The sequence below is a fragment of the Streptomyces flavotricini genome, from assembly GCF_020639365.1.
Lineage (GTDB): Bacteria > Actinomycetota > Actinomycetes > Streptomycetales > Streptomycetaceae > Streptomyces > Streptomyces flavotricini.
Map to the genome: position 1 here is coordinate 2,403,147 of NZ_JAINUL010000001.1, position 18,387 is coordinate 2,421,533.

Below are 18,387 nucleotides of genomic sequence, written 5' to 3' on the forward strand. Positions count from 1 at the left end.
CGGCGGCGGCGGCCGCCGCCGGCCGCAGCGCCGCCCAGGCCTCCGCCGGGACCGTACGGGCCAGGCCCAGCACCACCGGCACCTCCAGCAGCGCCCGTACCTCCGCCAGCTCCGCCAGGGCCCGCGGGGTACGCGACAGCACGCGGAAGCCCCGGTTCGGGAGGCACTCCACCGCCCCCTCCAGCGCCAGCTGCTGCATCGCCTCGCGCACGGGCGTCGCGGAGACGCCGAAGCGCTCCCCGAGGGCCGGCCCGGAGTAGATCTCCCCCGGCACCAGCTCCCCGTCGACGAGGGCGGCGCGCAGCGCGTCGAGCACCTGCCCGCGCACCGAATGCCGCAGCACCTTCCGCGCCGCCACCGCCTGTGCCGGGATCAGCGCCACCACCCCGTCGTGGGCCGCATCGCGCACTCGGTCCTCCTCGGGGTCTCGATCTGACGCAAGCATCCCGAGAATAGGCGAATCGGTCCGGAAGGCGCTGGTACGGCCGCCCTAGATCAGCTAAGGTAAGGCTTACCTTTGTCGTTTTCGACCGTGCGAATCGGTGGTCCCGCCATGCCCGACAGCTCCGTCGTCGCCCCGCCCCCGGCCGGCTCTCCGGTGGCGGACGCGTACGCACGCCTGTCGAAGGCGTACCCCCGCCTCCAGGTCGTCGAGCGCGCGGCGCACGAGCCCGCCCCTCGCGGTGTGGGGTGGATCGGCGCGGACGCGCTCGCGGCCGGCGGGGCCGAGGTGGACGGCTACCTCGCCTGGGACGACGCCCAGGTCCTGCGGGACTACGGCCGCCAGGCCCGCCCCGACGTGGTGGCCACCTTCGGGCTGCACCGGTACGCGTGGCCCGCGTGCCTGCTCATCACGGCCCCCTGGTTCCTCGACCGCCGGGTGCCCCGCCCGTCGGCGCGGGACGTGGCGTTCCACCGGACCCAGGGGCGCATGAGCGTGCGCGTCGAGTCCTTCTCCTGCCTGCCGGACGATCCCGCGGCCGCTCTCCCCGGGGCCCGTGTCGTGCCCGACGAGGAGGCGCTGCGCGCCGAGGTGCGGGCTGCGGTGGCCCACCACCTCGAACCGCTGCTGGAGGGCTTCGGCACGCGCATGCGGCGCGGCCGCCGCGCCCTGTGGGGCATGGTGACCGACGAGATCGTCTCGGGCGTCTGGCACCTCGGGAAGCTCGTGGACGAGGAGCAGCGGGCCATGGCCGAGCTGGAGGCCCTGCTGCCCGGCCGGACGGCCCCGTACACCGCCGGCGCGGCGTTCCGCACGCTCTCCGGCCCGCGCGGGGAACAGCTCCCCACCCGGGACCGGGCCAGTTGCTGCCTCTTCTACACGATCCGGCCCGAGGACACCTGCACCACCTGTCCCCGCACCTGCGACGCGGACCGCATCGTCCGCCTCACGGCTGCCGCCTGACCTCTGAACCCACTCGTACGACTGACCACAATCGAACGCAACTCCGGTCGTACGAGTAACAGTTCGAGCCACAACACCCTATCCGGCGGGCCCCACCCCCCGATGGCGTCCACTTGCCCCGAAACCCGCGTGCCGGGCCGATCTCCTGCGTCACCATGGCTCCCGGAAGGCCGCACACGCGAGGCAGAGGCAAGGGACATCCGCATGAGACTGACCGACATATCGCTGGACTGGCTGCTGCCCGGCAGCCTGCTGATCCTGGGCGTACTTGCGGCAGTTGCGGTACTGGCCCGGGGCAAGCGGGACGGCGACAAGGCCGCGGCCGAAGACACCTGGGAGCGCAGCGAAGAGCGGCGGCGGCGCAAGGAAGCCGTCTACGGAACCGCCTCCTACGTCCTGCTGTTCTGCTGTGCGGCGGTCGCCGCCGCGCTCTCCTTCCACGGACTGGTCGGCTTCGGCCGGCAGAACCTGAACCTCTCCGGAGGCTGGGAGTACCTCGTCCCCTTCGGCCTCGACGGCGCCGCCATGTTCTGCTCGGTACTCGCCGTCCGCGAGGCGAGCCACGGTGACGCGGCCCTCGGCTCCCGCATGCTGGTCTGGCTGTTCGCGGGCGCGGCCGCCTGGTTCAACTGGGTCCACGCGCCGCGCGGCATGGGCCACGACGGCGCCCCGCAGTTCTTCGCCGGGATGTCGCTCTCTGCGGCCGTCCTCTTCGACCGGGCCCTCAAGCAGACCCGCCGGGCCGCGCTGCGCGAACAGGGCCTGATCCCGAGGCCGTTGCCGCAGATCCGGATGGTCCGCTGGCTGCGGGCCCCCCGGGAAACCTTCGGAGCGTGGTCCCTCATGCTGCTGGAAGGGGTACGCACCCTCGACGAGGCCGTCGAGGAGGTGCGCGAGGACAAGCGCGAGCGGGAGCAGGACCGCCACCGCCGGCGCGACCAGAACCGGCTGGACCGGGCCCGCATCAAGGCTCTGGGACGGCAGAACCGGGCGTTCGGACGCTCCCGCGCCCGCCAGGTCGACGTACCGGGGCTGGCCCCCGGATCGGGCTCCGCGCCGGTCGGCGCGGAGCCGGCCATAGCGGAAACGGGACAACTGCCCGCGCCGCGCCGCCGGCCCTCCCTGCAGGCCGTGCAGGGACCCGAGACCGCTGAAGTGACCGGCACCCGGACGGTGGACCTCACCGCCGAGGACGACACCCAGACGATCCCCCGCCTCGACTCCCTCGAACGCAAACTCAAGGACCTGGAGCAGCAGTTCGGCTGACGGCTGCGCGCAGGACCGACCCCGGAGGGCCCGCCGGTCAGGCGGGCCCTCCCTCGTACCTCGCGTCGTAGGCCCCGTCGTAGGTCCCGTCGTAGGCCCGGCCGCCGAGGGCGCCGTCCAGCTCGAACCAGACCACCTTGCCCCCGGCCCGCGCGGGCACGTCCACGCCCCAGGCGTCTGCGAGGGCCTGCACCAGCATCAGCCCCCGGCCGTGCGTACCGTCGTCGGCGGTCGGTACGTACGGCCGGGGCCGGCGCGAGACGTGGTCACGGACCTCCACCCTCAGCCGGTCCGCGGCGAGCCGCGCGGACACCTCCGCGCCCTGGTCGGTGTGGACGAGGGCGTTGGTGACGAGCTCGGTGATCAGCAGCTCCGCCACCTCGGCGGTGTCGGCCGGGCACCGGTGGCGCATCAACTCCCTCAACGCCCGGCGCACTTCACCCACGGCTCCGAGGTCCGCCCGGAGTACGCTTCGGGTGATCTCCAGCGCCTCCACCGCTCTCCCGCCCTCGACGGACGGTTCACGCGGTTCGGGCCGCCCTCTCCTCCACTGCTTCCCGGTCTTCGCCCCCACCCGCACGGCGATGCCCCTCCCCCGTAAGTCCCGTGGATCTCGAACTGGTCTACGGGGATGCATGCCCGCCGGGACGATCCGCACTCCTGCGGGCTTACGGGCGCGGCACGTTGCGCAGGTTGGATCGAGCCATCTGGAGCATCCTTCCCACGCCACCGTCCAGCACGATCTTGCTGGCGGAAAGTGCGAAACCGGTCACCATCTCGGCGCTGATCCTGGGTGGAATGGACAAGGCGTTGGGATCGGTCACCACGTCCACCAAGGCGGGTCCCTCGTGCCGGAACGCGTCCCTCAAAGCCCCTGCGAGCTGCTTGGGCTTCTCGACCCGGATCCCGAACGCACCCGCCGCACGGGCGATCGCCGCGAAATCCGGGTTGCGGTTGGTCGTTCCGTACGACGGAAGGCCGGAAACCAGCATCTCCAACTCGACCATACCGAGCGATGAGTTGTTGAAGAGGACCACTTTGACGGGCAGGTCGTACTGCACCAGGGTGAGGAAATCTCCCATCAGCATCGAGAAGCCGCCGTCGCCCGACATCGACACCACTTGACGGGCCCGGTCGGTGAACTGTGCGCCGATGGCCTGCGGGAGGGCGTTGGCCATGGAGCCGTGGCTGAAGGAGCCGATGATGCGCCGCTTGCCGTTCGGGGAAAGATAGCGCGCCGCCCACACATTGCACATGCCCGTGTCGACGGTGAACACGGCATCGTCGTCGGCGAGTTCGTCGAGGACGGCGGCCACGTACTCGGGATGGATCGGGGTGTGCTTCTCCACCTTGCGGGTGTACGCCTTCACCACGCCTTCCAGGGCGTCCGCGTGCTTCTTCAGCATCCGGTCCAGGAAGCGGCGGTCCGTCTTGACCTTGACCCGGGCGTTCAGTGCGCGCAGGGTCTCCCGCGCGTCCCCCCAGACGGCCAGGTCCAACTGCGATCGGCGACCGAGGTGTTCGGGGCGGATGTCCACCTGGACGATCTTCACGTCGTCCGGGAGGAAGGCGTTGTACGGGAAGTCCGTGCCGAGCAGGATGAGCAGGTCGCACTCGTGCGTGGCCTCGTAGGCGGCGCCGTAGCCGAGCAGCCCGCTCATGCCGACGTCGTACGGGTTGTCGTACTGGATCCATTCCTTGCCGCGCAGGGCGTGCCCGACGGGGGCTTTGACCCGGCCCGCGAACTCCATGACCTCGGCGTGCGCCCCGGCGGCACCGCTGCCGCAGAACAGGGTGACCTTGTCGGCCTCGTCGATCAGCCGGACCAGTTTCTCGATCTCCCCGTCACCGGGGCGTACGGTCGGCCGCGCGGTCACGAGCGCGTGCTCGACGCTCTTCTCCGGAGCCGGGAGGGAGGCGATGTCACCGGGCAGCGCGACCACGCCGACGCCGCTGCGGCCGATGGCGTGCTGGATCGCGCTCTGGAGCACGCGGGGCATCTGCTGCGGGTTGGAGATCAGTTCGCAGTAGTGGCTGCACTCGGTGAACAGCCGGTCTGGGTGGGTCTCCTGGAAGTAGCCGAGGCCGATCTCGCCGGAGGGGATGTGGGAGGCGAGCGCGAGGACCGGGGCCATGGAGCGGTGGGCGTCGTAGAGGCCGTTGATCAGGTGCAGGTTGCCGGGGCCGCAGGAGCCCGCGCAGGCGGCGAGCCGGCCGGTGATCTGGGCCTCGGCACCGGCCGCGAAGGCGGCGGTCTCCTCGTGCCGGACCTGGATCCACTCGATGCCGTCGGTCCGGCGGATGGCGTCGACGACGGGGTTCAGGCTGTCGCCGACGACTCCGTACATCCGGCGCACGCCGGCGCGTACGAGGATGTCGACGAACTGCTCTGCCACGTTCTGCTTGCCCATGGAGCGGCGCCCTTTCGTTGCCTGCCGGGTAGCCCGTCCATCCATGCACACTCCGCGCCGTCACGCCTCCCAGACGGCGGCGGCTGTCCGGTCGTCGGCATACCCCTTGAGGCGGAGCTGGGTGTCCGCGAGGAAGACCGCGAGGCCGGGGGGTTCCCGGTCGGCCCAGCGGGCCGCGAGTTCGGCCGGAAGGAGTCCCTCCTCGCGCATGGGGTCGGCGAGCCCGCCGGAGCACAGGAGCAGGGTGTCGCGGGGCCGGGCCACGGCGGCGCGGAATCGGAACCCCTCGGAGCCGGCCTCGGCCGGCTCCGCCCACTGCGGCTCCAGGTCCTCCCAGGTCCCGCCGCGGAGCCGGAACAGGCCGCCGGCGCCCGAGCCGAAGCAGACCCGGGTCTTGCACTCGGGATCGATGGGGAGCAGCAGGACGCGCAGGCCCGCGGTGTACGCCTCCTCCGGGAGCCCGAGTTCGGCGGCGTGGGCGCGCAGCCGCCCGTAGCCGCGGTCGGTGAGCCGCTGGAGCCCCGAGCGCAGGGCATCGCGCCGGCCTGCGCGGATGTCGTCGGCGAGGCGCTCGCGGCTGCGGCCGACGGCGGAGGCGATCCACCGGCACAGCTCGGCGGCGGCCTCGGCGGCTCCGGGGGCGGCGCGGTCCCCTCCCGCGAGGGCGACCAGGACGAGGGCGTCGTCTCCGGTGCCGAAGCGGGCGGTCAGCAGGAAGTCCCGCCGGGCCTCGCCGCGGAACCGGGCGGAGTCCCCGCGCACGGAGGTGGCCCGCAGGGTGTACGCCCCGTGGCGGGCCCCTTCGAGCACGGTGTCGGGCACGAGCTCCTCGAGCGCCCCCGGATCGGCCAGCGGCAGCGCCCCGGGCTCGGCGGCGTAGGTGGGGGCCCGGTCCCCGAGGAACCCCACGGCCGGCCGCTCCCCACCACCACCGCCGCCGTCCCAGGGCTCGCCGGCGACAGGGGTCCCGGATCCGGCCGGGGGACCCGCCTCGGGCCGATGTCCGGCACCGGGGACCTCCCACGGAGCCAGGGGCTCGGCATCGGCATCGGCATGCGGGTCCGGCATGCGATCGCGAGCGGTCGAGGCCCCGTGGCCGGGCCGGGGCCACGGACCGGAGCCGGAGCCGGAGCCGGGGTCGGGGTCGGGTGCGGCGGCACCGGGCGTACCGGGCCCCGGGGCGGGCGCGGAGATCCCGCTCGCCTCGTGCCCCGGCGGTGTGCCGGTGTCCTCGTAGGGGGCCCGCTCGGGGGGCGCCTGTGCGGCCGGGGGTCCGGGCGGGGCGTCCCGGCGCCGGACCGGCGGTCCGGGCTGTTCCTCGGGAAGCGCCGGCGGCACCGTCACGCTGCCCAGGCCGTATCCCGTGGCGCCGGGTTCCCTGGGGTCCCGGGGCGGCGGGGCCGACTCCGGTCCGGCCTCCCGGCGCGGCCGGGGCAGCACGCCGTGCGGCGGCGGCCCGGGGGGCTGCGGCGGCGCCCCCGGGGGCCCGGATCCCGGCACGGGCTCCGGCGGCACGCCCTGGGGCCCCGACGGGGTCTGGCCCTGGGGCGGGACCCGGTGCGTGAGGGACGATGCCGAGTGGAAGCGGGTGTCCAGGGTGTCGGCCGGGTCCGGGGTGACGGCCGGGTCCGGGTCCGGGGTTTCGTACAGCTTCTGCCACCAGTCGTCCGCGCCCTGCTGACTCATGGGCTCATTCTCGGCCCCCCACAGCGGCGGAAAACGCCGAATGCGCGAAAAGGGGTCCACCTGGCCGCCGCCCGGTGAACCCCTTTTCCGTATCTCTCGTACGACCTAACGGATGTCGTACGCCCGCACGACCGTCTGGGTGACGGCCGCGCCGTTCGCGTCGGTGAGCTCCACCTTCAGGGAAACCTGCCGGCCGGGCTCGGCCCCGGCGTGGTCCACGACCGCGGACCAGCGCCCGTCCCGCTCGCCGACGGCCGCCTGCGTCCAGTGCTCACCGTCGTACGAGTACGCCAGCTTCACCGACTTCAGCGCCCCCGGCAGGTAGCCCGCGTGCCCCGTCACGCCCAGTGCGATCCGCTGCCCGTTCGCCGCCGGAAGCGTCTTCATGCCGTCCGCCGGGATCGAGAGGGAGGGGAACAGGATCGGGATGGGCTGGGAGTACTGGGCCGGGTCCTGGTGCGAGCGGAAGGTCCACGTCGTCGTCACCGCCTGCGAGCGCTGCCAGGTGCGCGCCGGCTGGCCGAACTTCTCCACCCGCTGCGTCAGTTCGTAGGTGGCCTCCTCCGCCGGGACCTCGAAGACGCCCGAGGGGTACCAACTGTCCCCGATCTGCTCGCCGCCCCGCTTCAGGACCAGGCCGCCGACGTCCCCGAAGGATCCCGGCTGGGCGAAGTGCCCGGTGTCCCCCCACATCGCGGAGGCGAAGCCGATCAGGTTGCCCTGCCGCTCGGCGGCCAGTTGCGGCCGGCCCGCGAGGTCGCGGCCGGCGACCGGGGCGATGACCCCGTCGTACCAGCTCTCGCTCCGCTTGCCGCCCTTGGCGTAGGTGCGCTGCTGGTCGGTCATGAACTCGCCCCACGGGAAGCTGCTGGAGACCATGTGGTCCCACGCCGTGTCCCCGGCGGAGTAGAGCTCGGTGCGCCGGCCCGGCACGGCCACGGTGTCCAGGCCGCCGAAGTACACGGCGTTGCCCAGCGGCCGGTACGCGCCGGTCAGGTCGGTGAAGTCGGCCGCCACGCCCATCGCGTGGTAGGTGGACTCGACGGAGCCGAGGTCGCGGTCGCGCACCCGGTAGGTCCGGTCCCCCTGCACCGCGCCCTTCTCCACCTGCGCCAGGTTGTAGACGTACGGGCTCTTCGCGCTGCCCTTCCAGTTCAGCGTGACCCTGCCCGCCGCGAGCCGTGCGAGCAGCGCCTTCGCCTCCTGCTGCTCGATGGTCAGCGCGGGGAGCGAGCCGCCCGCGTAGCCGGTGAAGCCGGTCCAGCGGCCGGGGGCCTCCCGGTGGGCGAGCACGGCCTTGGCCCCCGCCGCCCTGGCGTTCTCCGCGACCTCGTACAGCGAGCCGTCCACGGCCTTGACCAGGACGATCGCACCCTTGGCCCCGGCCGCGGCGAGCTCCTCGGGGGTGCCCGCGCCCGCGTCGACGAGCGGCGCGCCGCCCGTCCCGTCGAGGTTGTCGCTGCCCGTGGAGGCGGTGATCGGGTGCAGTGCCGGGCCCCCGGCGACCTTCAGCTCGGAGATCAGCGGCGCGGCCGCCCGCCAGTAGCTCCCGAACTCGAACTCCCCTTCGTGCGCCCGGCCTTCGACCGAGGCGTAGTAGCCGCGGATCGTCCGTCCGCCCATCGCCGTGCCCGCGTGCAGCCAGGACTGGTCCCAGTACCGGGAGAAGGCGAGGGTGGTGTTGCGCGCCTCGGCGGGCCGGTCGGTCGCGATCGAGAGCCGGGCCGCCTTGCGGGCGTCCAGTACGACCACGGTGTCCTTCTTGACCTCCATCTGGGGGCGGCCCAGGTAGGTGAGGGAGTCGTACAGCGCGGCCCCGTCACCGGCGTCGGGCGTGCCGACGAAGGCGGACAGGAAGTACGAACCCGGGCGCACCCGGTAGACCTGGTCGGCGGCGCCGTCGTTGAAGCGGCGCTCCCCGCTGGCGTCGTCGGTGCCGATGACGTCGAGGGAGGAGGGTCCGGCGGCGGGCTTGCCCGCGCGGTCGATCAGCTTGACGCGCAGGGTGACGGTCTGCGGCTCCACGTACAGCGAGAAGGGCGTGGAGACGTGCACGCCCTCCGCCGTGGCGACGACGCGCCCGGTGACGTCCCCGTACTGGGAGCGCTCCAGCCGGGCCGCCGGATCCAGGGCGAGCGGCACCTTGACGGTGGCTCCGGCCGGGACGGTCACCGTACGCCGGTCCAGGGCCGCGATCCGGCTGCGCACGGCGGAGCCGTCGTTGCCGGTGACCTTCTCGACGGCGAGGTCCAGGGTGACGGGCCGGGTGCCCGTGTTGGTGTACGGGATCTGGACGGTCGTCCGGTCGCCCCGCTCCTGCGGCCAGTGGTACGCGCCTCCCTGCACGGCGGGGGCGCCCGTCACGGTGGTGTCGATCGCGGCCTTGACGTCGAGGCGGCCGCCACCGGTCTGGCGCACGTCCCCGGGGACAGCGGAGTCGGCGGAGCCGACGAGGGCTGCCTTGACCTGCTGTCCGGTCCAGTCGGGGTGGCGCTGCTTGACGATGGCCGCGGCGCCCGCGACGTGCGGGGTGGCCATCGACGTACCGGACATGGACTGGTAGGCGTACACCCCGCGCCCGCCGGCCGCGGCGGCGGAGATCCCCACCCCGGGGGCGGCGATCTCGGGCTTGAGGGTGTGCTGCAGTCCGGCGGGGCCGCGGCTGGAGAAGGAGGCCGTGCTGTCGTCGCGGTCGACGGCGCCGACGGTGAGCACGCTGGGCGCGCAACCGGGCGAGGAGACCGTGTTGTTGCCGGGGCCGGAGTTGCCGGCGGCGATCACGAAGAGGGTGCCGCTGCTCTGCGCCAGCCGCTCGGCGGCGGCCGACATGGGGTCGTCGCAGCTGGTCTGCGAGGGGTCGCCGAGGCTCATGGAGACCACGTCGGCCTTGCTCTCGACGGCCCATTCCATACCGGCGATGATCCACGAGTCGAGGCCGTAGCCCTGGTCGTTGAGGACCTTGCCGCTGAGCAGGGCGGCGCCCGGCGCGACGCCCTTCTTGGCGCCGCCGCTCTCGGCCCCGGAGCCGCCGACGGTGGAGATGGTGTGGGTGCCGTGGCCCTGGCGGTCCGCGTCGGTGTCGGAGTCGGTGAAGTTCTTCGACGCGGCGACCCGGCCCTTGAGGTCGGGGTGCTCCAGGTCGGTGCCGGTGTCGAGGACGGCGACCCTGGTGCCCTTGCCGTCGTACCCGGCGGCCCAGGCGGCGGTGGCGTTGACCTGCTTGGTGGACCGCTCCAGGTTCGCCTGGACCTTGCCGTCGAGCCACAGCTTCTTCAGCCCGCCGGCCGCACGGGAGCGGGTATCGGTGACGTCCGCCCAGAAGGCGGCGGCCTGCTGCTTGTCGGCGGCGAGGGCTACGGCTCCGATGGAGCCGAGGACGAGGGAGCGCTCGGCGCCGCGCGGCGCGGGCGGCGCGCTGCGCGCCAGGTCGGCGGAGCCCTCGTAGACCGCGATGAGCGGGAGCTTCTTGGCGCGGGCGTCGTCGTAGCCCTGCCGGATCAGGCCGGTGACGTTGAAGAGCTCCCGGTCGACCTTGCCGGCGGCGAGGGCCTTGACCGCGCTCTCGGGGTAGACGTAGAGGTCCTTGCCGTTCTGCCGGGTCTGCACGAGCGGCTGCGAGCCGTCCTCGCGCGGCATCGCGGTGGCGGCACTGCGCCCGGCCGGGTCGGTGGAGACCAGGATCCGGTCGCCGGTGACCAGGGTCACGGTGACGGGGGCGGTCGGCTGCTTTCCGGCCGCTCCGCTCCCCGCGATCGGTCTCTTCCCCGCGCCGCCAGACGTTCCGTCGGTCGGCTGCGCCGCCGACGGGCCGATGGCGGTGACGGCCAGGACGGCCGCGGTGGCCGCTCCCACCGCCGTACGCGATATCGGGCGCATCGCTCTCCCCAGGTGAATTCCGGCCAACTGCTGCATTGCACGGCAAAGCTGCCCGCAAGTGGCTTCTGACCGGCGGATGTTGGTGCTGCGGTGGCGTCACCCTGGCAGAGAGGCGGGAGATGCGGCGATGATGTCGGCGGCGGGTTTGCGCCGTGGCCGCTTCCCGCCACGAACGGTGCGGAGAGGGTGGGTGGACCGGTTGCTGAGTGCGATAGGCCTGGACGACGGCCAGGAGTCGGCGTACCGCGCGCTGGTGGCGCTGGGGGCGGCGGAGTTGCCCGACCTCGCGCACCGGCTGGCGCTGCCGGTGCCGCAGACCGAGCGGGCCCTGCGGCACCTGGAGCGGCACGGGCTGGCCGCGCAGTCCTCGACCCGGCCGGGGCGCTGGGTGGCGGCCCCGCCGGGGGTGGCGCTGGGGGCGCTGCTGACGCAGCAGCGGCACGAACTGGAGCAGGCGGAGCTGGCCTCGGCGCTGCTGGCGCAGGAGTACCGGGCGGAGGCCGCCGAGCCGGCGGTGCACGACCTGGTGGAGGTGGTGACCGGCGCGAGCGCGGTGGCGCACCGCTTCCACCAGCTCCAGCTGGGCGCCGCGGAGGAGGTGTGCGCCCTGGTCAGCGGCCGGCCGCAGGTGGTCACCGGGATGGAGAACGAGGCGGAGGAGCGGGCCGCCGTACGGGGCGTGGCGTACCGGGTCGTGATCGAGCGGGAGGTACTGGCCCTGCCGACGGGGATCAGGGAGGCGTCGACGGCGCTCGCCCGCGGCGAACAGGTCCGGGTGACGGGTGAGGTCCCGACGAAGCTGGTGATCGCGGACCGGTCCCTGGCGATGGTCCCGCTGACGTCGCGCGGGGCGGAGCCGGCGGCGCTCGTGGTGCACGCGTCGGGGCTGCTGGAGTCCCTCATGGGGCTCTTCGAGGCGGTGTGGCGGGAGGCGCTGCCGCTGCGGCTGGGGGCCACGGGCGCGGCGGAGGAGTCGGGGGGCGTGCCGGACACCACCGATCTGGAGATCCTGACGCTCCTGCTGGCCGGGATGACGGACGCGAGCGTGGCGAAGCACCTGGAGCTGGGGCTGCGGACGGTGCAGCGGCGGGTCAAGGGCCTGATGGAGCTGTCCGGGGTCACGACGCGGCTCCAGCTGGGCTGGCACGCGTACGAGAGGGGCTGGGTGGCCCGGTAGGAGGGACCGGGCGGCTGGGTGGCCCGATGGGCCCCGGTCGGTCAGGCTGAGCGCATGGATCTGCCTCAGCTGCTCCTGGTGGGGCTGGTGCTCCTGCTCGGGGTGCTCGGGGTGCTGGTCCCGGGTGTGCCGGGGTCCTGGCTGGTCTGGGCGGGGGTGATGTGGTGGGCGCTGCACGAGCGCTCGGCGCTGGCGTGGTCCCTGCTGGTCGCGGCGACGGCGCTGCTGCTGGTGGTCCAGGTGGTCGAGTGGCAGCTGCCGCCGCGCCGACTGCGCGGGGTGGGGGTCACCCGGCGGATGACGGTGTACGCGGGCGCCGGAGCGTTGATCGGCTTCGTGGTGGTGCCGGTGCTGGGGGCGGTTCCGGGGTTCGTCGGGGGCGTCTACCTGTGCGAGCGGCTGCGGCTGGGCACGCACGGCGAGGCCTGGGCCTCGGTGCGGGCGGTGATGCGGGCGGTGGGCACCAGCGTCCTGGTGGAACTGCTCGCGTGCCTGATGGTGGTGGGCGCCTGGCTCGGGGCGGTGGTGGCGAACTGAACCGGGCCGCGGTGGTGGCGCCCGAGGGAGTGTCCGCGAAGTAGCGCCGACCGCCCGCAGGGCGGCCCCGCGGCGTCCGGTGCGCGCGCTCGGTGTGCCGGGCGGAAGTCCGCGTACTGGACGTACCCGGGAATTCGTCCGGTGCGCCGAGGGCGCGTGCCGGGCGTCGCGGGGCGGGCGCCGCGCGCCCGCCGGGGATTACGGGACAGCACTTAGGGCCAAGGATCTACGTCTGCTCGGCCGCAGGCCCCATGCGGGTGGTCGGCGGCGCTGCGAGGCTGGGTGGCATGACGGAGTTCGAGGGTTTCAGCGAGGCGCAGCTGGCGTACCTGCGGTCGCAGCGGCTGGGGCGGCTGGCGACGGTGGACGCCGCCGGGCAGCCGCAGGCGAATCCGGTGGGGTTCTTCCCGCAGGAGGACGGAACGGTCCTGGTGGGCGGCATGGCCATGGGGTCGACGAAGAAGTGGCGGAACCTCGGGAAGAACCCGAGGCTCTCGCTGGTGGTGGACGATCTGGCGAGCACCCGCCCGTGGAAGGTCCGCGGCGTGGAGATCCGCGGCCGCGCCACGCTGGAGGTGGGCCCGCACGCGCTGGGCCCGCACTTCAGCCCGGAGGTGATCCGGATCCACCCGGAGCGGGTGTTCTCGTGGGGTCTGGACGACGCCTGACCTGACGGCGGGGCCCGGTACGGGCCCGGACGCCTGCCCTCCTCGGGGGAGGGGGCGGGCGTCCGGGCACCAGGGGCCGGGCGTCAGTAGCGGCCGGTGCGCTTGGCCGCGTAATTGGCCCGGCCCTCGGCCGACTTGATCCGCCAGTCGCGGCGGATCTCGTTGCGCAGCCGGGCGTCCGTCTTGGCGACGATCCGCTGGTTCTCCCGGAGCAGCTTGCGGTAGCTCTCCAGGCGCCGCTGCGGCAGCTCGCCGTTCTCGAGCGCTTCGAGCACCGCGCAGCCCGGCTCGGCCTCGTGCGCGCAGTCGTGGAACCGGCAGTCGGCCGCGTACTGCTCGATCTCCGAGAAGACCTGGCCGACCCCGGTCCCGGCGTCCCACAGGCCTACGCCCCGCAGTCCCGGCGTGTCGATGAGGACGCCCCCGCCGGGCAGCGCCAGCAGGTTGCGGGTGGTCGTCGTGTGCCGGCCCTTGCCGTCCGCGTCGCGCGTGGCCTGGACCTCCATGACGTCGGCGCCGAGCAGCGCGTTCGCCAGGGTGGACTTGCCCGCGCCGGAGATGCCGAGCAGCACGCTCGTGCCGCCGGCGACGATCGCCGCCAGCACGTCCGTGCCCTCCCCGGTGTGGGAGGAGACGGTGAGGACGTCGACGCCGGGCGCGGTGGTCTCCACGTCCTGGACCAGGTGCGCGAGCGTCACCGGGTCCGGTACGAGGTCGGCCTTGGTCAGGACGACCAGCGGCTGAGCCCCGGACTCCCAGGCCAGGGCCAGGAAGCGCTCGATGCGGCCGAGGTCCAGTTCGACGGCCAGGGAGACCGCGATGATCGCGTGGTCGACGTTGGCGGCGAGGATCTGCCCCTCGGACCGCTTCGAGGAGGTGGAGCGGACGAAGGCGGTCCGGCGCGGCAGGTAGGTCTTGACGTACCGGGGGTTGCCGGACGCCTCCACGACGGCCCAGTCGCCGGTGCAGATGACGCGGAGCGGGTCGTGCGGGGTGACGAAGGCGGTGTCGGCGTGGACGATGCCGTCGGCCGTCATGACGTCGCACTGGCCGCGGTCCACCCGCACCACGCGGCCGGGCACCAGGCCCTGCTCGGCGTGCGGGGCGAACTCGGCTTCCCAGGCCTCGTCCCAGCCGAACGGGGCGAGGGCGGGCGCGTACGCAGAAGAGGTGGGGGAAGACGGACGAGAAGAAGAGAAAGACAAGGGGAACCCTTCACAGGGTGGCCCCGGCAGCGCGCGCTCGGCGGCGCGCGGAGAGGTGTGAGGTCAGCCGGAGACCACGGAAGTGACATTGACGGTCTTCTGAGTGCGGGCAGCGCCCTGCGCGACGACAGTCATCAATGAACTCACCTCCGGGTCATGCACGTACTGGTGGTTCCGCGCGGATCGGCGGGAACTCGATCACCGTAGCAAGTGGGCTCCGGCGCGCGCCAACTCTTTTTCCGGCTTCCTTTCCGGCTTCTTTCCGGCCACCCCGGCCGGGCTCATGTCCGATTCGTTCAAGACCGGCGGGGGCGGGCGCTCCCAGCTGGCCGCATGACGTCCCGCACGACTCCCCCGACCGCTCCCCGACTCGACATGACCGGCCTCGTCGTCTCCGGCATGGCCGCCTCGCTCGCCTTCTACCGCCGTCTGGGCCTCGACCTCCCGGCCGGGTCGGAGGAGCAGCCCCACGTGGAGGCCGTCCTCCCCGGCGGGCTCCGGATCGGCGGGGACACGGAGGACGTGATCCGCTCCTTGGACCCGTCGTGGACCCGCCCCGCCGGGGGCGACCGGCTGGGGCTCGCATTCCTGTGCGGGTCCCCCTCCGAGGTGGACGCGGTGTACGCCGAGCTGACGGACGCCGGTTACGAGGGCCATCTGGAGCCCTGGGGCGCCTTCTGGGGGCAGCGCTACGCGGTCGTGCTGGACCGTGGGTCGGGGGGCCCGCTCCGCGCCGCGCGGCCGCTGGCCAGCCGCTCCGGCCCCGAGCCGGGGTCCTCGTACGCGCTCATGCGCTCGGCGAGGGCGCGCACCTGCGGCCCCGGCCAGAGGTCGGCGAGCTCGACCCGCCGGTCGCGCAGCTCGTACGCCGGTACGCCGAGCAGTGCGGGCGCCGTGCCGGAGGCGAACCTCAGCCCCGACATCGCGCCGTGGCACCCGCCCGGGACCTCCCCGGCGGGGTGCGGCCCGGTGCCGGGGCCGGCCGCCAGCAGCCGTCCGCCCACCCACAGCAGGTCCATGCAGCCGTCGGGCAGCACGGGCCCGCCGGGGGCCCCGGTGCGCCGCCATACGATCGCGCCGGTCACCAGCGCGGACGGCCGCTCCTCGTACACGGCCACCACGCTGCGCCGCGGGCCGCCGCCCGCCGCCCGCGGGCCGCGGAGCACGCCCGGGGTCAGTGCTTGCGCAGCCGGGAGGAGTAGTCCTCGGGCGGCAGGAACTTCGACCAGCGCTCCGGGAACTCCGAGGGCATCGCGCCGTCCCCCTCCTCGTCGTCCTCCGACTCGCCCTCGGCGAGGGCCCGCCACGCGGCGGCGCGCGCGATCAGCTGCGCGGCCTCCACCTCGCGGGCCCGCTCGTTGGCCTCGCGGGCCGCGGCGGTGGCCACGGACGGCCAGACGCGGTCGATGGCGGCGTTCACGGCCGCGCCGACGAGCACGGCGAAGGCCGACACGCCGATCCACAGCAGGACGGCGACGGGCGCGGCCAGCGAGCCGTAGATGGTCGGGCCCTCGACGGTGTTCGTGAGGTAGATCCGCAGCAGGAACGAGCCCAGCACCCACATGGCGAGCGCCACGAGCGCGCCCGGGACGTCCTCGATCCACGGGGAGCGCACGGGGACGGACACGTGGTAGAGGGTGGTCAGGAAGGCGATGGACAGCAGGGTGACGATCGGCCAGTAGAGGACCGCGATCACCTCGGTGCTCCAGGGCACCCAGCGGACGACGGCGTCCGGCCCGGCCACCATCAGGGGCAGTACGACGGCGCCGATCACCAGGGCGACCACGTACAGCAGGAACGACAGCAGCCGGGTCTTGACGATGCCGCGCTGGCCGTCGAGCCCGTACATCACGGTGATGGTGTCGATGAAGACGTTGACGGCCCGCGAGCCCGACCAGAGGGCGAAGGCGAAGCCGAGGGAGATCAGATCCGGGCGGCCGGCCTTGGTGACGTCGTCGAGCATCGGTTTCGCGATGTCGTTGACGCCGCGGTCGGAGAGGACGGTGCCGACCGCGTTGAGGATGTTCTCCTCGATGGAGGCCACGAAGGTGCCGCCCGTCCACCCGTCGACGTACCCGAGCAGGCCGAGGAGGCCGAGGAACAGCGGCGGCAGCGAGAGCAGCGTGAAGAACGCCGCCTCGGCGGCCAGGCCGAGGATCCGGTACTCGATGCACGAATTGACGGTGTCTTTCAGCAGCAGCCACGCCATCTTGCGCTTGGAGACGTTGCGGTACAGGGCACGGGCCCGGTGGAGTCGCCCGGGGACCCGCTCGTGGACCCGCTCGGGTGTTTCTTTTGCTGGCTGCACGTCCTTACGGTATCCGCATGGCAGCCACCACCCACACAGTCACCAACCAGGCCCCTCCCCTGGTGGGCCACGACGTCTACGGCACCGACCGGGCGCTGCGGGAGGGCGTGGAGCGGCACCTGTCGGCCGCGGCGCCCGAACTCCTCGGCGAGGTACGGGAGGAGCTCCACGAACTCGGGCGGGCGGCGGGCTCGGCGCAGGCCCAGCGGTGGGGTGCGCTGGCGAACGAGAACCCGCCGAAACTGCGTACGCACGACCGGTACGGCAACCGGATCGACGAGGTGGAGTTCCACCCGGCCTGGCACCGGCTGCTCGGGCACGCGGTGGGCGCCGGGCTGACCGACGCGTGGGGGCGGCCGGCCGGGCACCTGCGCCGTGCGGCCGGGTTCTTCGTGTGGTCGCAGGCGGAGGCGGGGCACGGCTGCCCGGTCTCGATGACCCATGCGGCCGTACCGGCGCTGCGGGCGGATCCGGAGCTGGCCGCCGAGTGGGAGCCGCTGCTGACCTCGCACGTGTACGAGGAGGGGCTGCGGCCGGCCGGGCTGAAGGCCGGTGTGCTGTTCGGCATGGCAATGACGGAGAAGCAGGGCGGCAGCGACGTACGGGCGAACACGACGGCGGCGAAGCCGCTGGACGCGGCGGGCGAGTACCTGCTGACGGGGCACAAGTGGTTCTGCTCGGCGCCGATGTCGGACGGGTTCCTGGTGCTCGCGCAGGCCTCCTCCTCCGGGAGGGACGGCCTGACCTGCTTCCTGGTGCCCCGGGTGCTGCCGGACGGGACGCGCAACGTGTTCGCGATCCAGCGGCTGAAGGACAAGCTGGGCAACCGGTCGAACGCCTCGGCCGAGGTGGAGTTCGACGGGACGTGGGCGCGGCGGGTCGGGGAGGAGGGGCGGGGGGTGCGGACCATCATGGGGATGGTCGCGGCGACCCGGCTGGACTGCGTGCTGGGCGCGGCGGCGCTGATGCGGCAGGCGCTGACGCAGGCCGTGCACCATGCGGAGCACCGCTCTGCTTTCGGAGCACGGCTCATCGAAAAGCCGCTGATGCGCAACGTGCTGGCCGACCTCGCACTGGAGTCGGAGGCGGCGACGACGCTGGGGCTGCGCCTCGCGGCCGCGTACGACGCCGGGACGGAGCAGGAGCGGGCGTTCCTGCGCATCGCGGTGCCCGCCGCGAAGTACTGGGTGACCAAACGCTGTACGCCGATGGTGGCGGAGGCCCTGGAGTGTCTGGGCGGCAACGGCTACGTCGAGGAGTCCGGGCTGCCGAGGCTGCTGCGCGAGTCCCCGCTGAACTCGATCTGGGAGGGTTCGGGCAACGTACAGGCCCTGGACGTGCTGCGGGCGCTGCAGCGGGAGCCGATGGCGCTGAACGCGTTCCTCCAGGAGGTGGGGCAGGCGCGGGGTGCCGACCACCGGCTGGATTCGGCCATCAAGGGGCTGCTGACCGAGCTCGCGGACCTGGAGGGCATCGAGGCCCGGGCGCGCCGCGTGGTGGAGCGCATCGCCCTGGTGCTGCAGGGATCGCTGCTGGTGCGGTGGGCGCCTCCGGAGGTGGCGGACGCGTTCTGCGCCTCGCGCCTGGGCGGCGACTGGGGCGCGGCCTTCGGCACGCTGCCGCACAGCCTGCATCTGGGTGCGCTGGTCGAACGGGCGCGGATCGCGGGCTAGGTTCCGGGTCCTGTCCCCAAACAGGTCCGGACCGGGATCCGGGCCCGTCAGACCGGGAGCAGGGGTGGCGCCGCGCCGACTCGGCACCACCCCCGATCCGAAAGCCCCGAGGAGGAGCTGTCACGCCGCGAGGCGACGTCCGGACAGTTTCGGTCGGGTGCCCGGGACTTGGCGA

Annotated in this window: 14 protein-coding genes and 1 pseudogene; 7 read left to right on the forward strand and 8 right to left on the reverse strand. The window is 73.5% G+C overall.

From position 1 onward, the window contains the following. Positions 1 to 445 (reverse strand): GntR family transcriptional regulator (locus tag K7B10_RS10845; RefSeq protein ID WP_229335910.1); only part of this gene is annotated, 445 nt, incomplete at its 3' end. A 108-nt stretch (positions 446 to 553) separates the two neighbouring features. Between K7B10_RS10845 and K7B10_RS10850 the strand changes: the two genes are divergently transcribed. After that, the gene (locus tag K7B10_RS10850; RefSeq protein WP_229335911.1) at positions 554 to 1,405 is read left to right on the forward strand and encodes a (2Fe-2S)-binding protein; all 852 of its coding nucleotides are present in this window, start codon (positions 554 to 556) and stop codon (positions 1,403 to 1,405) included. A 204-nt stretch (positions 1,406 to 1,609) separates the two neighbouring features. Next, complete coding sequence (locus K7B10_RS10855) at positions 1,610 to 2,671, forward strand: DUF2637 domain-containing protein (RefSeq protein WP_229335912.1); 1,062 nt, start codon at positions 1,610 to 1,612, stop codon at positions 2,669 to 2,671. A 37-nt stretch (positions 2,672 to 2,708) separates the two neighbouring features. Here K7B10_RS10855 and K7B10_RS10860 read toward each other — a convergent pair whose 3' ends face one another. From K7B10_RS10860 to K7B10_RS10875, 4 genes are all read right to left on the reverse strand, one after another. Then, entirely contained in the window at positions 2,709 to 3,083 is a 375-nt protein-coding gene (locus K7B10_RS10860) for an ATP-binding protein (RefSeq protein ID WP_372481396.1), read from the reverse strand. 256 nt (positions 3,084 to 3,339) lie between these two features. Further along, the gene (locus tag K7B10_RS10865) at positions 3,340 to 5,082 is read right to left on the reverse strand and encodes a pyruvate dehydrogenase (RefSeq protein WP_229335913.1); all 1,743 of its coding nucleotides are present in this window, start codon (positions 5,080 to 5,082) and stop codon (positions 3,340 to 3,342) included. A gap of 60 nt (positions 5,083 to 5,142) precedes the next feature. Continuing rightward, the gene (locus K7B10_RS10870) at positions 5,143 to 6,768 is read right to left on the reverse strand and encodes a protein phosphatase 2C domain-containing protein (protein ID WP_267501369.1); all 1,626 of its coding nucleotides are present in this window, start codon (positions 6,766 to 6,768) and stop codon (positions 5,143 to 5,145) included. 105 nt (positions 6,769 to 6,873) lie between these two features. After that, positions 6,874 to 10,644, reverse strand: a complete 3,771-nt coding sequence (locus K7B10_RS10875) for a S8 family peptidase (RefSeq protein WP_229335914.1) — start codon at positions 10,642 to 10,644, stop codon at positions 6,874 to 6,876. Between the two features lie 199 nt (positions 10,645 to 10,843). On the opposite strand from K7B10_RS10875, the gene K7B10_RS10880 reads away from it, so the two are divergent. The 3 genes from K7B10_RS10880 to K7B10_RS10890 all read left to right on the forward strand — a co-directional run bounded on the left by K7B10_RS10880 (position 10,844) and on the right by K7B10_RS10890 (position 13,026). After that, on the forward strand, positions 10,844 to 11,821 hold the full coding sequence (locus K7B10_RS10880; protein ID WP_229344925.1) for a helix-turn-helix domain-containing protein: 978 nt from the start codon (positions 10,844 to 10,846) through the stop codon (positions 11,819 to 11,821). Positions 11,822 to 11,875: 54 nt separating this feature from the next. Beyond that, the gene (locus K7B10_RS10885; RefSeq protein ID WP_229335915.1) at positions 11,876 to 12,358 is read left to right on the forward strand and encodes a DUF456 domain-containing protein; all 483 of its coding nucleotides are present in this window, start codon (positions 11,876 to 11,878) and stop codon (positions 12,356 to 12,358) included. Positions 12,359 to 12,645: 287 nt separating this feature from the next. After that, positions 12,646 to 13,026, forward strand: coding sequence for a PPOX class F420-dependent oxidoreductase (locus K7B10_RS10890; protein WP_229335916.1), 381 nt, complete (start codon positions 12,646 to 12,648; stop codon positions 13,024 to 13,026). 83 nt (positions 13,027 to 13,109) lie between these two features. On the opposite strand, the gene rsgA is transcribed toward K7B10_RS10890, so the two are convergent. Next, the gene (gene rsgA / locus K7B10_RS10895; RefSeq protein ID WP_229335917.1) at positions 13,110 to 14,231 is read right to left on the reverse strand and encodes a ribosome small subunit-dependent GTPase A; all 1,122 of its coding nucleotides are present in this window, start codon (positions 14,229 to 14,231) and stop codon (positions 13,110 to 13,112) included. Positions 14,232 to 14,514: 283 nt separating this feature from the next. Between rsgA and K7B10_RS10900 the strand changes: the two are divergent. Beyond that, positions 14,515 to 14,939: pseudogene (locus tag K7B10_RS10900) on the forward strand (VOC family protein); the annotation flags it as partial. Here K7B10_RS10900 and K7B10_RS10905 read toward each other — a convergent pair. Together K7B10_RS10905 and K7B10_RS10910 are read right to left on the reverse strand one after the other, a co-directional pair. After that, positions 14,921 to 15,397 carry a DUF6597 domain-containing transcriptional factor gene (locus tag K7B10_RS10905; RefSeq protein WP_308284570.1) on the reverse strand — a complete coding sequence of 159 codons (477 nt, stop codon included), beginning with the start codon at positions 15,395 to 15,397 and terminating at the stop codon, positions 14,921 to 14,923. The pseudogene K7B10_RS10900 and the gene K7B10_RS10905 overlap by 19 nt on opposite strands. An 8-nt stretch (positions 15,398 to 15,405) precedes the next feature. Continuing rightward, positions 15,406 to 16,539 carry a YihY/virulence factor BrkB family protein gene (locus tag K7B10_RS10910; protein ID WP_229335918.1) on the reverse strand — a complete coding sequence of 378 codons (1,134 nt, stop codon included), beginning with the start codon at positions 16,537 to 16,539 and terminating at the stop codon, positions 15,406 to 15,408. Positions 16,540 to 16,556: 17 nt separating this feature from the next. On the opposite strand from K7B10_RS10910, the gene K7B10_RS10915 reads away from it, so the two are divergent. Further along, positions 16,557 to 18,212, forward strand: a complete 1,656-nt coding sequence (locus K7B10_RS10915) for an acyl-CoA dehydrogenase family protein (protein WP_229335919.1) — start codon at positions 16,557 to 16,559, stop codon at positions 18,210 to 18,212. Positions 18,213 to 18,387 lie beyond the last annotated feature (175 nt).